The sequence below is a fragment of the Dysgonomonas sp. HDW5B genome (assembly GCF_011299335.1).
Classification (GTDB): domain Bacteria; phylum Bacteroidota; class Bacteroidia; order Bacteroidales; family Dysgonomonadaceae; genus Dysgonomonas_A.
In genome coordinates, this window is the sequence record NZ_CP049858.1 from 1,023,074 (window position 1) to 1,038,928 (window position 15,855).

Here is a 15,855-nt window from a genome sequence, read left to right on the forward strand (position 1 = left end):
CAATAAGGGCGTATAATCATACGCCCTTATTCGTACCGATCTAAATTAATCAGCCACATTCGGCACTTGAACCTGCCAGTTCTACATTTCGACCTTTTTCTATCTTTTATTGATATTTTTTGCCTATTTTTGTATCCATTTTTTCAAATTCGATTCACAGATATTTTTATCATTATGAGTTCAAAAGTAAGGGTGCGTTTTGCTCCCAGCCCCACAGGTCCATTACACATCGGAGGAGTACGTACAGCACTGTATAACTATCTTTTTGCAAAACAGCAAGGTGGAGATTTTATTCTTCGGATTGAAGATACAGATTCGCAACGTTTCGTTCCGGGTGCCGAGGATTACATCATTGAGGCACTAACGTGGTTAGGTCTGAATTTTGATGAAGGAACTCACATTGGTGGAAAATATGGTCCATACAGACAATCGGACAGAAAACATATCTACAGAGAATATGTGGATATTCTTCTGGATAAAGGTGCTGCTTATATGGCTTTTGACACTCCTGCCGAACTGGATGCCAAAAGAGCTGAAATCGAAAACTTTCAATACGATGCTTCTACGAGAGGTCAAATGAGAAACTCGCTGACTTTATCGAAAGAAGAAGTTCAGGAATTGATCGACAAAGGCGAAAACTACGTTATTCGTTTCAAAATAGAACCCAACGAAAATATTACTGTCGAAGACCTTATCAGAGGTAATGTGGTAATAAACTCTTCGGAACTTGACGATAAAGTTTTGTTCAAATCGGCTGACAATTTGCCGACCTATCATCTTGCCAATATTGTAGATGACCACTTAATGGAAATATCGCATGTGATAAGAGGCGAAGAATGGTTACCATCTGCCCCTCTGCATGTATTGTTATATAGAGCTTTTGGATGGGCGGATACTATGCCTAAATTTACACACCTTGCTTTACTTCTGAAACCTGATGGAAAAGGAAAGCTAAGCAAACGCGATGGCGACCGTTTAGGCTTCCCTGTATTTCCTCTTCTTTGGACTGATCCTAAAACTCAGGAAATATCTTCGGGATACAGAGAAAGCGGATATCTGCCTCATGCCGTTGTCAACTTCCTAGCCTTATTAGGATGGAATCCCGGTAATGATCAGGAAATTATGTCAATGGAAGAACTTATCAAGCTATTCTCTATCGAAAGATGTAGCAAGAGCGGTGCAAAATTTGACTTCGAAAAAGGAAAATGGTTCAACCATCAATATATTCAAGCTACATCAAATGAAGAATTAGCTAAATTATTTGCCCCTATTTTAGAGAAAGAAGGCATCCAAACCAATATTGAATATATCGAAACGGTTGTAGGTCTTATCAAAGAACGTGCAAACTTAATCTCTGACTTATGGGATCAATCTTCGTTCTTCTTCAAAGCACCTGATAGCTACGATGGGAAAGTAGTCAAAAAACGTTGGAAGGAAGATTCATCGGCTCAGATAGGTGAACTGTGTGACGTATTAAATGGAATTTCCGACTTTTCGGCACACAATCAGGAAGAAATTGTAAAGCAATGGATCGAAGATAAAGGATATCATCTAGGTAATATAATGAATGCTTTCAGACTGGCTATCGTAGGCGAGTCGAAAGGTCCTCATATGTTCGACATCACAGCTACAATAGGCAAGGAAGAAACTCTTGCCCGACTGAAAACTGCCATATCTAAAATCAAATAAGGTCTCAGACCGTTGTATTGCTTTGGCAGACATAAGAAAACTATAGTCTGTTATAACCCAATAATATATGATTAAATATTATCTTTTACTTACAGAGCTTAAGCATGTATAATTTTATAATAGGTCTTTACGCTTTTGTCGTATACATTATATCTCCTTTTCATAAAAAAGCTCGATTGATGGTGAAAGGACACAGAGATGTGTTCAAAAAACTTGAAGCCGAAATAGATCCCACCGCCAAATACATCTGGCTGCATGCTGCCTCTTTGGGTGAGTTTGAGCAAGGTAGACCCATTATTGAAGATATAAAGGCAAAACATCCGCACTATAAAATACTTCTCACATTCTTTTCTCCTTCGGGATACGAAGTTCGTAAGGATTATCATTTGGCTGACATAGTATGTTATCTGCCGTTCGACAGAAAAAGCAAGGTAAAGCGTTTTCTTAAGTTGGCTAATCCCTACATGGCAATTTTCATAAAATACGAATTCTGGTATAATTATGTCAACCAGCTAAATAAAAGAAACACGCCTATCTATATGGTTTCGGCAATCTTTCGCCCCAATCAGATATTTTTCAGATGGTATGGAAGACTTTATCAAAAGATGCTTCATTTCTACTCATGTATTTGTGTACAAGACGAAAATTCGAAACAACTACTCAATAATATAGGAGTAACTAATGTTGAAGTTTGCGGAGACACTCGCTTTGATCGGGTTCTCGAAATAAAAAACAATGCCAAACCTCTTCCCCTTGCCGAAGCATTCAGCAAAAACGAAAAGGGTGAAAAACAAATGACACTGGTCGCAGGAAGCTCATGGCCAAAAGATGAAGATATATTTGTAAAATATTTCAACGACACTCCAGAGCTGAAATTAATCATTGCTCCTCACGAAATACACGAAGCTCATTTAAACTATATCGAAAGCATATTGAAACGCCCTTCGATTCGTTACTCTAAAGCAACCTTAGAGAATGTACATCAATACGATTGTCTTATTGTAGACTCATTCGGTTTGTTATCTTCTCTATACAGATATGGAGAGATTGCTTATGTAGGTGGTGGATTTGGTGTAGGCATTCACAACATACTTGAAGCTGCCGTATATAGTGTTCCTGTATTTTTTGGACCTAACTTCAAAAAATTCCGAGAGGCTCATCAAATAATCGAAGAAGGTGGAGGATATCCGATTCAGGATGAAGAAAACTTCTGGAGTCTAATGAATGAATTTGTAGAATACCCTCAGGTCTTAGCTTCTGCCGGAAATCATGCAGGACGATATGTACAGGATAATGCGGGTGTAGTTACAAAGGTAATGCAGATTATTAATCTGAAAGACTGATCGTTTCTTCGCATTTAAATTGCTTAAATATACTACTTAGCGATAAGTAACTAATCAACGAGACCTACCAAAACAATTGGGCAATCACCAACATTAAGGGTGCAGTTGTTTAAAAAAGTCCCAGATAACAATTCCGGTAGTTACAGAGACATTTAACGAATGTTTTGTTCCATACTGAGGAATCTCAATACATCCATCGCAAGCATCCACTACGGCTTGTTGTACACCTTTTACTTCATTGCCCATTACTATGGCATATTTCTTTTGAGAATCTAATTGAAGGTCATCTAACATGGTACTGTTCTCGACTTGTTCGATAGCAAAAACAGTATATCCATTTTCCCTCAAACTTTCTACTGCATTTACAGTATCTTCAAAATATTTCCATTCCACCGAATGTTCCGCACCAAGAGCAGTCTTATGAATCTCAGGATTGGGAGGTGTTGCAGTTATTCCACATAAATAAATCGCTTCAACAAGGAAGGCGTCTGAAGTTCTGAACACTGAGCCTACATTATTCAAGCTTCTAATATTATCCAACACAACTACTAAAGGAATCTTAGCAGTCTCTTTAAATTCGTCGGGGGAAATCCTATTTAATTCGGTTATTTTTAACTTTCTCATAATTTGCAAACAGGTCTGCGACCTTTAATCAATAATCATTATACTAGCATACTCGACCTGACCTCCAACGGGTGGATTTCGTTTAGAGATTTTTAGTTCTATTTGTTCAATTTTAGGGAATGTGTTTTTTAACACTCTGACGATGCGTCCCGCAACATGTTCCAGCAGTTTTGACGGAATAGCCATTTCGTTTTTCACCAGATCAAAAACCGAAGCATAACTGATGGTTTCACCCAAATCATCTGACTTAGAAGCACTTTCAAAATCGACTTTCAGTTTCAAATTGATAATAAAGAGATTACCAACGAGTGTCTCCTGAGGAAAGACTCCATGATTGGCATACATCTCAACGTTCTCAAGCAATATGTAAGTTTCCATATCCTAATATATATATTAGTAGAAAAATAGAGGTGCAAAGCTAAGTTTTTTTTTTACATTTGTTATCTCATATAATCTCAATTAAGGTTTCAGTCCTTTTTAATAGTTTGGTAAGCATAGTAACCAGAGACCATTATGGGGTAAAATCCAACTATAAATATTTAATGTTACTTATAATTTGAAATATGCTAAATCGTAAGGAAATTGCACCGGCCCCCAGTGGCATGCATAATGTATTGTCAGCAGGAACTGTCCTGACTGGGAACCTTGTAACACAGGATGACATTCGTATCGATGGAGTTATTGAAGGCAATATCATCAGTCGCGGAAAAATCATCATTGGCAACAATGGTCATGTTTCGGGTGATGTTGAATGCCAAACTCTCGACTTACTAGGCAAGGTATCAGGCAATATATTATGTGAAGATACAATTGTACTTAGAGTTACAGCAAACCTCATCGGAGATATAACTACACAGGTTATAGAAATAGAGCCCGGAGCCCGCTTTACGGGATCCTGCAAAATGAAGAGCTAAATACTCAGTTAACAGTTATCGGCCAATAGCTAGCAATAAAATTGTTAAATGCTAACTGTTGCTTGTCAACTGATATAATTTCACTACATAAAAGAATACAAATCATGGCAAACCCAATACAACGCCATCTGGCTTCTCTAAGAAAGTTTCTTGAAGAAAAACAATTACATGCGTTTATAATCCCAAGTACCGACCCACATCTGAGTGAATATCCGGCTGCGCATTGGGCTTCGAGGGAATGGATTAGCGGATTTACAGGATCGGCGGGTACTGTCGTGGTTACACGAGATAAAGCCGGTTTATGGACTGACTCACGTTACTTTCTTCAAGCAGCAAAACAACTCGATAACACGGGTATCGACCTATTTAGAGAAGGCTTACCTACAACTCCAACTATTGAAGAATGGTTAATATCGGAACTCTCCGAAGGAAATAGTGTTGGTATAGACGGTAACGTATATGCTGCGAGCGAAGCTTTCCAGTTAAACGTCAAATTAACAATGAACGGATTGCATCTGATAACAGACTACGATCCTTTTGCTGAAGTTTGGAAAGACAGACCTCAGATTCCAACAAATACCATTTTTGAACTTCCTGTGAAATACAGCGGAGTTGAAGCATCTAAAAAAATAGCACAAGTTTGCTCTACAATAGAGAAACAAGGAGCAGATTCGCTTCTGGTAGCATCGCTAGATACTATTGCATGGTTATTTAACATCAGAGGTAATGATGTAAAGTGCAACCCCGTAGCTGTTTGCTTTGCTTATGTTTCAAAAAAGGAGACGGTAATTTTTATCAATCCAAAGAAATTGACTCAGGAAATGGGTCAGTATTTCAAACAAGAAAATATACAGGTAGCCGATTACGATAAGATTTTCGATTATGTAAGCTCAATTCCTGCACATACCAAGATTTGCTTACAAGGGTCCAAAGTATCTTTTGCTTTATATAATAAAATACCGAAAACAAGTCGGATAATAGACGTTCTTTCTCCTGCCGACCTCATGAAAAGCAAAAAGAATGAGACCGAACAAGAAGGCATTCGTAATGCTATGCAACGCGATGGTGTTGCTTTAGTTAAATTCCTCATGTGGTTCGAAAAGGCTGTACCAACAGGCGAAGTCGAAGAAATGACCATCGTAGACAAGCTAACCGAATACAGAAGTCAACAAGACTTATATGTAGGCGAAAGTTTTGATACCATTGCAGGATATGGACCTAATGGAGCCATTGTTCACTATCATGTAACGCCCGAAAGTTCGGCAAAAGTTAAACCCGAAGGACTGCAATTGATAGATTCAGGGGCACAGTATTTTGACGGAACTACCGATATTACACGTACTGTTGCTGTAGGAGCTTTAACCGAGCAAATGAAAAAAGACTATACGATGGTACTTAAAGGTCACATTGGTATAGCCACTTGTAAATATCCCGAAGGAACACGAGGCAGCCAAATTGATATATTGGCAAGAAAAGCGTTATGGGATAACGGACTCAATTATTTACATGGAACGGGACACGGAATAGGTCACTTCCTCAATGTACATGAAGGTCCTCAAAGCATACGGATGAATGAAAATCCAACTACATTACAACCGGGCATGGTAACATCCAACGAGCCGGGATTGTATCGGGCTAATCAATACGGTATTCGTATCGAGAATCTAGTATTAACAAAAGAAGATTGTGTAACCGAATTCGGAGCATTCTATTCTTTTGAAACGCTTACGCTTTGCCCGATAGATACTACACCGATAGTTAAAGAAATGTTGACTAAAGATGAGATATCTTGGTTTAACAATTATCATCAATATGTATACGACCGTTTATCGCCCAGTCTTTCTACTGAAGAAAAAGAATGGCTGAAAGATAAAACAAAAGCAATATAATATTACGCATGATGTAGGGGCGAACCTATGTGTTTGCCCGAGTAGGACAGACACATAGGTCTGTCCCTACGATAAAATGCAGTAATAATTTTCAGATTACTTAAAAATGGAATTAAAAAAATGGCTTTAATAAAAGAAGTTAGAGGATTTACGCCTCAAATTGGAAAAAATGCTTTTTTGGCAGATAATGCAACAATTATAGGAGATGTAATCATGGGTGACGATTGCAGCGTTTGGTTTAATGCTGTACTTCGTGGTGATGTAAACTCAATCCGCATAGGCAATCGCGTGAATATTCAGGATGGTACGGTTTTACATACCCTGTATCAAAAATCTACTGTTGAGATTGGCGATGATGTATCCATAGGTCACAATGTAGTAATACACGGCGCTAAAATAGAAAGCGGTGCTTTAATCGGTATGGGAGCCATTGTTCTCGATCATGCGGTGGTAGGCGAAGGTTCTATCGTAGCTGCCGGATCGGTAGTACTGAGTGGAACAATCATCGAACCGGGAAGTATTTATGCCGGAGTTCCTGCTAAATTCGTTAAGAAAGTAGATGCTGAACAAGCTAAAGAAATGAATCAAAAGATAGCTAAGAACTATCTGATGTATTCGGGTTGGTTCAAAGATGAAGAGTAAAGACTCATATCTTAATTATAGCAAAACATAAATACAAAACGGAGCTTTTTTATTAAATTGGCTCCGTTTTCATCACAAATAAAACACTAAACTGATAAACAATGAAAGCTAAATTTTTACTCCTACTCTGTATATTAAGCTGTTCATATTTTATGAACGCTCAAACAATGACTGTGGCAACATATAACATTCGTAATGATGCCAATTCGGACGATGCCAAAAACGGAAACGGATGGAAACAACGTCTACCCGAAGTTTGTAATCTGGTAAAATACCATAATTTCGATATTTTCGGTACACAAGAAGGGCTATATCATCAATTGGAGAATATGAAAGAACAATTGCCTGAGATGGACTATATCGGTGTAGGTCGTGACGATGGTAAGCAAGCAGGAGAATATTCTGCTATATTTTACAAAAAAGACAAGTTTAAGTTGCTCGATTCGGGAAATTTCTGGTTAGCCAATAATTCATCGAAACCCAATATGGGATGGGATGCCGTATGTATCCGCATCTGTTCATGGGGTAAATTTAAAGAAAAAACATCCGGAAAAGAATTCTATATCTTCAATGTACACACCGATCACGTAGGAGTTAAAGCACGCAAAGAGGGAGCTAAACTGATTCTCGAAAAGATAAAAAAGATAGCTGGTAAAAAACCTGTTATATTGACGGGCGATTTCAATGACGATCAAACCAGCGACAGTTATTTGTTGCTGAACACCACGCATCAGATACGTGATACTTACGAACTATCGCCTATTAAGTATGCTAACAACGGAACTTTTAACTCTTTCAACTTAACCCGAAAAACAGATGAGCGTATAGACCATATATTTGTCAACAACGACTTTAAAGTTATACGCTATGGCATTTTGACCGATATTTATTGGGATAAAAACAGTCTGCCCCGCATCCCTTCGGATCATTATCCGGTAGCAGCCGAAGTTGAATTCAAAAAGTAAAGGTTATAACCATCCATGAAACAGAAGATCAAGGAGTGGATAAACAGATATAAAACTGCCAAACTTAAATATAAGATAGCCATTCCGGCATGTACTATTTTAGTTATCTGGTATATCTTTTGTCTACCCTCTCCACTCTTTGATGTTCCATACAGCACGGTTGTTTCCGATAGAGAAAACGAACTCTTAGGAGCACGTATCGCCAACGATCAGCAATGGCGTTTTCCTTCGGTCGATTCCGTACCCGAAAAGTACCGCGTTTGCGTGACTCAATTCGAAGACCAATACTTCAAATACCATTGGGGAATCAATCCGGTTTCTCTTTTCAGAGCTATTAAGCAAAATATCACTCAAAAACGTATCGTAAGCGGAGCTAGTACCATTACGATGCAAACAATCCGCCTATCGAGAAAGGAGAAACGAACTTTCGGCGAAAAGCTTATCGAAATGATATTGGCTACCCGTCTCGAATTTTCGTATTCGAAAGACGAAATCATCAGCCTATACGCCTCCCATGCCCCTATGGGCGGTAATGCGGTTGGAATAGAAGCCGCATCGTGGCGATATTTCGGACATCAATCTTCTACCTTGTCATGGGCAGAAGCTGCCACACTAGCCGTGCTGCCTAACTCTCCTGCAATTATGCACTTTAGTCGCAACAGAGAAAAACTCTTAAACAAACGAAACAACCTACTTAAACATCTAAAGGAAAAGGGTATCATTGACGAAGTCGATTATGAGCTTTCGATAGCTGAACCTCTACCCTTCGAACCTTATGCTTTACCTCAAATTGCACCTCACCTTGTTACTAAAGTATATATGGAACAAGGCGGTAAACACATACGTTCCACCATCGATAAACGTCAGCAGTTACTTGTTGAAAATATTTTATCGAGATGGAATGCCGAATTTGCTCAGAATGAAATAAAGAATATTGCAGCTGTAGTTATTGATATTGAGAAAAACGAAGTGGTTGCTTATTGTGGAAACGTCAATTTCGAAAAAAGCATCTCAGCCAATCAGGTGGATGTTATTCAGGCACCACGAAGTACCGGAAGTATATTAAAACCATTTCTTTATTGTGCAATGCTTCAGGATGGGCAAATACTTCCCAATCAATTACTGGCTGATATACCGATCAATATAAATGGTTTCAGTCCTAAAAATTTTAGTCTGAATTACGATGGAGCGGCTCCAGCATCCGAAGCATTGGCTCGGTCTCTGAACATTCCTTTTGTAGTATCGTTACGAAAATACGGCATCCCCAAATTCTATTCTTTATTGAAAGATGCGGGTATGACAACTTTGTCACGTTCGCCTGATACCTACGGACTTTCGCTTATTCTTGGAGGTGCCGAAGGCAAATTATGGGATATTACATCCATGTATGCACATATGGCACAATCTTTGAACGATTACAATCGGGAGCAGCGTTACTGGAAGCACAAACCGATCTCGTATATCTACAACGAGGATAATAATGAACCGATTGAACGTATTACGAGACCATTATTCGAAGCCGGTGCTATCTGGCTGACCTTTGATGCTCTGACGAATGTAAACCGTCCTGAGGAGATCGACTGGAGGTCAATACCATCCATGCAAAAGATCGCATGGAAAACCGGTACAAGCTTTGGCTTTCGCGACGGTTGGGCAGTAGGAGTCAATCCCAAGTATGCCGTAGGTGTATGGGTGGGAAACTCTGACGGAGAAGGTCGTCCGGGATTAACAGGAGCACGTACTGCCGGAATGGTAATGTTCGATATATTCAATTCATTACCTGCCTCCCGTTGGTTTGTTACTCCGGAAAATGATCTTATAAAAGTAGAAGTGTGTAAAGAAAGTGGTATGTTGACAGGGGTCAATTGCCCCGAAACATCTGCCGATACAATATGGATTACTAAAAAAGGAACGGAAACCGATGCTTGTAATTTTCATATCAGGATAAATGTATCCGAAGATTATAAATACAGGGTATATGAAAATTGTGCCGGAAACAGAGGTATAATACAAACTTCGTGGTTTGTTTTACCTCCTTCGTGGGAATGGTTCTATAAGGAACAGCATCCGTCTTATCAGATGTTACCACCATTTTCGCCCGAATGTATGGACGAAGATCAGACCAAAACAATGGAGTTTATATATCCGTTTGCCAATGGAGTAATAAGTATACCCAAACAATTGGACGGATCGCCCGGTAAAGTGGTTTTTGAGTTGGCACATCGCAACCCGCAGACCAAAGTATTCTGGCATCTGGACGATACTTATGTAGGCGAAACTCAAAATTTTCATAAGAAAGAGCTAGCACCCAATCCGGGTAAACATCGATTGACAGTGGTAGACGAATCGGGTAGTTCTCTGGTTCTCAATTTTACAGTAAAATAAGATTATAGGCTCTTGCCTTTAATTAAATATACAGACTATTAACAACACATTTTTTAAGCACAAAGGGCACAAAGCTGATGTACTATGCCCACAAAGTAGTATTTGATCACTATTCAAAAAACATCCTTTGTGAAAAACTTTATACTCTTTATGTTTAAAGAAATGAACGAATAGGTAACCCAAAATGTTAATAACATAAACTAAATAAAATATGGCATTTATTGATTATTACAATGTACTAGGGCTAAAAAAAGATGCCTCAGCTGATGATATCAAAAAGGCATATCGAAAATTAGCACGCAAATTTCATCCTGATTTGAATCCGGATGACAAAGAGGCGCATCAAAAATTTCAGCAGATAAATGAAGCCAATGAAGTTTTAAGCGACCCCGAGAAAAGAAAAAAATACGATACATACGGCGAACACTGGCAACATGGAGAAGAATACGAGAAAGCCCGTCAACAACAAGCTCAAAGCGGAGGTTTTGGTGGAGGATTCGGAGGTTTTGGCGGCGGTGCAAGCTATAGTTATTCAGGCGATGACAGCGAATTTTCGGACTTCTTTGAATCTCTATTCGGAAACAGAGGAGGTTGTGGTGCACGTTCTGGAAGGTCTCACGGCTTCAAGGGACAAGACTATACAGCCGAACTGCATCTCAGTCTAAAAGATGCTGCGGAAACCCATAAACAAACTCTTGCCGTAAATGGCAAAAATATACGAATAACCGTTCCTGCCGGTATTGCCGACGGACAGGTTATTAAACTACCCAAACAAGGTGGACCGGGTGCAAACGGAGGTCCCAACGGCGATCTGTATATAACATTCGTTATAGCAGAAGACCCTGTATTCAAACGTGTAGGCAACGATCTGTATGTAAACGAGTCATTAGATCTGTACACTGCCGTATTGGGTGGCGAAACCCTTATCGACACTTTGTCGGGAAAAGTCAAACTGAAAGTTAAGCCCGAAACTCAAAACGGAACTAAGGTTCGATTAAAAGGAAAAGGATTTCCTGTATATAAAAAAGACGGGGATTTCGGTGATCTCTACATCACTTATAATGTACAATTACCAACAGGTTTGAATGAGGAGCAAAAAGAGCTCTTCAAGAAACTGGCTAGTTATCAATCAAAATGATATCACGATGAAAACAGAACTAATTATAATACAAGAATATTGCCGTAATTCACAGGTAGAACCATCTTTTATTGATCTGTTGGAAAACGAGGGACTAATAGAATTGGAAATCATCGAAGGTGAACAATATATAAGAGAGTCTCAGTTACCCGATTTAGAGCGTTTTGCGAACTGGTATTACGACCTGTCAATCAATATCGAGGGTATAGATGTAATACAGAACTTATTGAAAAAGGTACAGACTATGGAACAAGAGCTCTATTCTCTACGTAAATTACATTCGACCCGCTTCAGCGATATATGGGAAGATATAGACGAATAAAAAAAGGCATCAATTGATGTCTTTTTTTATTAAAGAGAATGCGGTTATTAGTCCTTATTCGAGAAGTATAATTTTATATTGTCTTCTAAAAACAAGATAGCAATTAATACTCCAAATATAACCAGAGTACCGATACCTAGTTCTTTTGATATAACAAAACTGGCAATCCATGATCCTGCTACTGCCAGTATTAAGAGAAAACGCCCTAAGGCTTTACCTTTCAACAATAGCAAACCTGAAATTAAGATCAACGGTCCTGCAATAAAATTCTCAATTATAACTTGAGTTATTAAATTAGGATTTTCATCAAAAAAGCCTCTTAAACCAATCAAGCCTAAGGCTCCGGCAACTAATCTGATAACTCCTAGTACAATCAGTACTATACTTACAACTCTTAATGACTTTGGTATATCCATTTCTTCAATACTATTTAGTGTGTTTAAAATCTATATGGTTGCTTTTTCGGCTGCATCTTCAATATTTTTCTCGGCTTCTTTACTCAACTCCGGATAAGCTATACGGGAGTGATATATAGTCATCAATTTCTCCTTGAATATATTCTTAGCAATCTCAATATCCCTAAAAGTAATAGGAGCATTTCTTAATAAGCCATCATGCATTTGAGAATCCACAAGCTTGTCGACCAAATGGGAGATAGACTCTTCGGTATATTCCTTCAAGCTGCGGGATGCTGCTTCTACCGTGTCAGCCATCATTAGGATAGCGGTTTCTTTGGTAAACGGATTAGGACCCGGATACGAAAAATCGGCTTCGCTTACATCCTCATCCGGATGTTCATTTTTATATGAATTATAAAAATATTTTACTTTTCCCGTTCCGTGATGAGTCGCTATAAAGTCTATTATCTGTTGTGGTAAATTATATTTACGGGCAATCTTTATTCCCTCAGGTACATGGTTTATTATTATTCTAGCACTCTCTTTATAAGAAAGTCCCACATGGGGATTCATTCCCGGAATCTGATTTTCAGTAAAGTAAGCAGGATTTGTCATTTTACCGATATCATGATATAAAGCTCCTGTACGTACCAGCGGTGCATTTGCTCCGATACGGGTAGCCACTGCCGCCGCCAAATTGGATACCTGCATAGAGTGCTGAAACGTACCCGGTGCCACTTCCGACAGTTGTTGCAGAAGGGGTTTATTGATGTTAGATAACTCAATCATACTTACTCCCGAAATAAAACCGAATACTTTTTCGCAGATATAAACCAATAAGTATGCAAACATTACAAACATAAAGTTAATCGCAAAATACAGGAACATCAAAGGATCTATCTGCTTAATATCGCCCTTAAGAGCCAAAGTAACACCGATATAAAGAGAGGCGTATGTGAGTAAAATGAAGAACGAAGATTTAATCAATTGTGATCTTTCAGATAAATCTTTCAAACTAAAGATACACATAAAGCCTACCGGAATCTGTAATAAAAGAAATTCCTGAGGAAAGGGCACCATCAACGAACAGATAATAGCCGTTATCAAGTGTATAAGCATGGCTGTACGTGAATCGATAAATGTACGTACCATTATTGTCGCCATAGCATACGGAATGATATATACATTGAATCCTAATTTGACAAATACTCCAGTCAGCACACATAGTACAACAATCATTGTCAACATAAAGAGGACGTTACGCCGATCGTAATACTCTCTGGGACGGAAAAATATCAGATACGTCATGAATGCCATTATAAGTGCCGCAATGAGTATAACATCTCCTACGACCATCCAATTTTTGCGGGTTCCCGATCCCTCTTTCTGCTCGGTAATCTTTTGTAAGGAATTAAGAATATGTACTGTTTTTGATGTTACAATTTCACCTCTATCTATAATTTTTTGTCCAGACAGAACATTTCCTTCGGCAAAAGGAACCTTCATCAATAGTTCGTCCTTTGCTTTCTTCGACAATTCATTATCTGCAATAACATTGTCATATAGATAATTATTTAGATTTAGCGATTGAATAACATACAATTGCAGGTTGTCAGGGAGGTCATTTATTAGTTTTTCGTAAGCCAGCTTCGAGGTATAGAAGGAATTTACATTACGAATAGTGGCCACATTATCTTCATTAATCAGATATAGCTGTTTTAGATTACTGTCTTCCAACTTATCGTAATCTGTGGCAGAAATTAACCCTGCCTGATAAATCTCCTTCATTTTCCGCTGCACATACTGAATATATGCCGCAGGAGTTTCGGCAGCTTGTGCATCATTCGTGAACAAGGTTATTGCTCGCTCCGACCTGAATTTATCGACACTATAATAGGGGATATATTCCTTTAGGATACTATCGCGTTCTTGTTCCAGCTGAGCCTCGTCCTTATAAATAGGAAAATCGAAAGGAGCAGTCACAAGTCCATACCTCCAAGGTTTACCTTCGCTTTCATTATAACTTACCTTACTCTCTCTGGGCGAGAAGTATGCAATAAGTATAATTGCAAATATAAAAAAGGTGGGGGTTGGTATTCTTAGTTTCTTATTTAAATATCCCATATTAATATAATTAAGTTTTCTGACCTGTTTACAGCTTTTTTGCAATAATGAAGTCGTTTTTCGATACTCTAATCGTACTATCTATTGTGATGTATCGTTATAGTAACTATTTACTATAAGCTTTAGTTCATATTTACCAAAAAATCGAAGTCGTCTTTTGATGTCAATTCATAGGGTTCTTTTCCAAACTTGAATATTCGAGCCGAGCGATCACCTATCAACGATAATTTTTCGTTTTCGAAATGCAGAATAGTAGACTCTCTCAAACCTACCACATAAATATCGGGATTTTCGATAATGAACTCATTTATTCTCATTTCGCGTGTTTCTCCACCATGATTTTCAGGATGAGCATCCAGATAGTGAGGATTCAATTGAAAAGGAACTAAATTCAATGTCTCGAAGCTTAAAGGTGCTACAATAGGCATATCATTTGTTGTTCTTAAAGTAGGACACGCAACATTAGAACCGGCACTCCATCCGATATAAGGCGTACCCGTATTCACCTTTTCACGAATAAGATCTATCAGACCATTTTCCTGAAGCATTCTGGTTAATTTCCAAGTATTTCCTCCACCTATCATAATGGCATCGGCGGTACGAATAGCTTCTTTTGCATTAACAAAAGTATGTATTCCTTTTACCTGAATTCCGACTTCTTGCAAACTGTCATTTACTTTTGCAGCATACTCGTCGTAAGAAAAAGTTACTGCTGCATAAGGTATAAACACTATATTGAGAGGTTTATCTCCTAAAAACTGCTTGATTGTTTGTTTAGGATAGCTCAAATATGGCTCTCCCGGATTAGTTGAATTGCTTAGTAATAATAATTTCATCATTATAATTATTGGTAATTTCTATACAAATTTAAGTATAATATGGTTGGCGTAGTGCATATTGCGAAATAAAGTTTAGTGATCTACCTCTATTTAAACTATCAAAGAGTACATAAACTCCTCAGACCAAACTATTCAAATCTTAGTTTTTTCTATATATTTGTCTATTAATAAGCAACAGTAAGTATTAAATACAATATTCATCAATCACAGCTGATAGTTGTACTTACACTTACTAAAACAACAAATAGGTCTGCGACCTTAACTGAAAAAATTAGATAATGGTTAAACATATTGTATTCTGGAAACTCAAAGAGGAAGCTCACGGAAATGACAAAGCTACAAACGCTTCGTTAATCAAAGAAAAGCTCGAAGCTCTTAACGGCAAAATTGAAGGTCTTGTTAAAGTAGAGGTAGGTATTAATTTTCTTGAATCTACTGCTAATTACGATGTAGCCCTTTACTCGGAGGTTGCTTCTAAAGAGGCTTTAGATTTTTATCAAAATCACCCTTTGCATCAAGCCGTATTACCTTTTGTGAAAGAAGCAGTAAGCAGCCGTATAGCTGTGGATTATGAAATTTGATA

15 protein-coding genes are annotated in these 15,855 nt (G+C 38.2%); 10 read left to right on the plus strand and 5 right to left on the minus strand.

Translation table 11 applies throughout. The features are described from left to right. The first annotated feature begins 171 nt into the window (after window positions 1-171). Window positions 172-1,689, plus strand: a complete 1,518-nt coding sequence (gene gltX / locus G7051_RS04145) for a glutamate--tRNA ligase (RefSeq protein WP_166202651.1) — start codon at window positions 172-174, stop codon at window positions 1,687-1,689. Between the two features lie 104 nt (window positions 1,690-1,793). Continuing rightward, window positions 1,794-3,032, plus strand: coding sequence for a 3-deoxy-D-manno-octulosonic acid transferase (locus tag G7051_RS04150; protein WP_166198733.1), 1,239 nt, complete (start codon window positions 1,794-1,796; stop codon window positions 3,030-3,032). A gap of 93 nt (window positions 3,033-3,125) precedes the next feature. Here G7051_RS04150 and G7051_RS04155 read toward each other — a convergent pair whose 3' ends face one another. Together G7051_RS04155 and folB are read right to left on the minus strand one after the other, a co-directional pair. Further along, the gene (locus G7051_RS04155) at window positions 3,126-3,656 is read right to left on the minus strand and encodes an RNA methyltransferase (protein ID WP_166198735.1); all 531 of its coding nucleotides are present in this window, start codon (window positions 3,654-3,656) and stop codon (window positions 3,126-3,128) included. 24 nt (window positions 3,657-3,680) lie between these two features. Then, complete coding sequence (folB, locus tag G7051_RS04160; protein WP_166198737.1) at window positions 3,681-4,034, minus strand: dihydroneopterin aldolase; 354 nt, start codon at window positions 4,032-4,034, stop codon at window positions 3,681-3,683. 185 nt (window positions 4,035-4,219) lie between these two features. Here folB and G7051_RS04165 point away from each other — a divergent pair, with 185 nt between their 5' ends. The 7 genes from G7051_RS04165 (at window position 4,220) to G7051_RS04195 (ending at window position 11,911) form a co-directional block, all read left to right on the plus strand. Then, window positions 4,220-4,570, plus strand: coding sequence for a polymer-forming cytoskeletal protein (locus G7051_RS04165; protein WP_166111542.1), 351 nt, complete (start codon window positions 4,220-4,222; stop codon window positions 4,568-4,570). A gap of 104 nt (window positions 4,571-4,674) precedes the next feature. Continuing rightward, window positions 4,675-6,459 (plus strand): aminopeptidase P family protein, encoded by a 1,785-nt coding sequence (locus G7051_RS04170; protein WP_166198739.1) that lies wholly within the window; start codon window positions 4,675-4,677, stop codon window positions 6,457-6,459. Window positions 6,460-6,579: 120 nt separating this feature from the next. Then, window positions 6,580-7,101, plus strand: a complete 522-nt coding sequence (locus tag G7051_RS04175; protein ID WP_166111548.1) for a gamma carbonic anhydrase family protein — start codon at window positions 6,580-6,582, stop codon at window positions 7,099-7,101. A gap of 101 nt (window positions 7,102-7,202) precedes the next feature. Beyond that, window positions 7,203-8,066 (plus strand): endonuclease/exonuclease/phosphatase family protein, encoded by an 864-nt coding sequence (locus G7051_RS04180; RefSeq protein WP_166198741.1) that lies wholly within the window; start codon window positions 7,203-7,205, stop codon window positions 8,064-8,066. Between the two features lie 15 nt (window positions 8,067-8,081). Then, window positions 8,082-10,451, plus strand: coding sequence for a penicillin-binding protein 1C (pbpC, locus tag G7051_RS04185; RefSeq protein WP_166198743.1), 2,370 nt, complete (start codon window positions 8,082-8,084; stop codon window positions 10,449-10,451). Between the two features lie 211 nt (window positions 10,452-10,662). After that, complete coding sequence (locus tag G7051_RS04190; RefSeq protein WP_166198745.1) at window positions 10,663-11,589, plus strand: DnaJ C-terminal domain-containing protein; 927 nt, start codon at window positions 10,663-10,665, stop codon at window positions 11,587-11,589. A gap of 7 nt (window positions 11,590-11,596) precedes the next feature. Continuing rightward, window positions 11,597-11,911, plus strand: coding sequence for a chaperone modulator CbpM (locus G7051_RS04195; protein WP_166111560.1), 315 nt, complete (start codon window positions 11,597-11,599; stop codon window positions 11,909-11,911). A 47-nt stretch (window positions 11,912-11,958) separates the two neighbouring features. Here G7051_RS04195 and G7051_RS04200 read toward each other — a convergent pair whose 3' ends face one another. The 3 genes from G7051_RS04200 to pepE form a co-directional block, all read right to left on the minus strand. Further along, window positions 11,959-12,327, minus strand: coding sequence for a hypothetical protein (locus G7051_RS04200; RefSeq protein WP_166198747.1), 369 nt, complete (start codon window positions 12,325-12,327; stop codon window positions 11,959-11,961). Window positions 12,328-12,357: 30 nt separating this feature from the next. Continuing rightward, the gene (locus G7051_RS04205; protein ID WP_166198749.1) at window positions 12,358-14,433 is read right to left on the minus strand and encodes an HD family phosphohydrolase; all 2,076 of its coding nucleotides are present in this window, start codon (window positions 14,431-14,433) and stop codon (window positions 12,358-12,360) included. A gap of 122 nt (window positions 14,434-14,555) precedes the next feature. Continuing rightward, on the minus strand, window positions 14,556-15,269 hold the full coding sequence (gene pepE / locus G7051_RS04210) for a dipeptidase PepE (RefSeq protein ID WP_166202653.1): 714 nt from the start codon (window positions 15,267-15,269) through the stop codon (window positions 14,556-14,558). Window positions 15,270-15,550: 281 nt separating this feature from the next. Here pepE and G7051_RS04215 point away from each other — a divergent pair, with 281 nt between their 5' ends. Next, window positions 15,551-15,853: a Dabb family protein gene (locus G7051_RS04215; protein ID WP_166198751.1), complete on the plus strand. Its 303-nt coding sequence runs from the start codon at window positions 15,551-15,553 to the stop codon at window positions 15,851-15,853. Window positions 15,854-15,855: the final 2 nt, after the last annotated feature.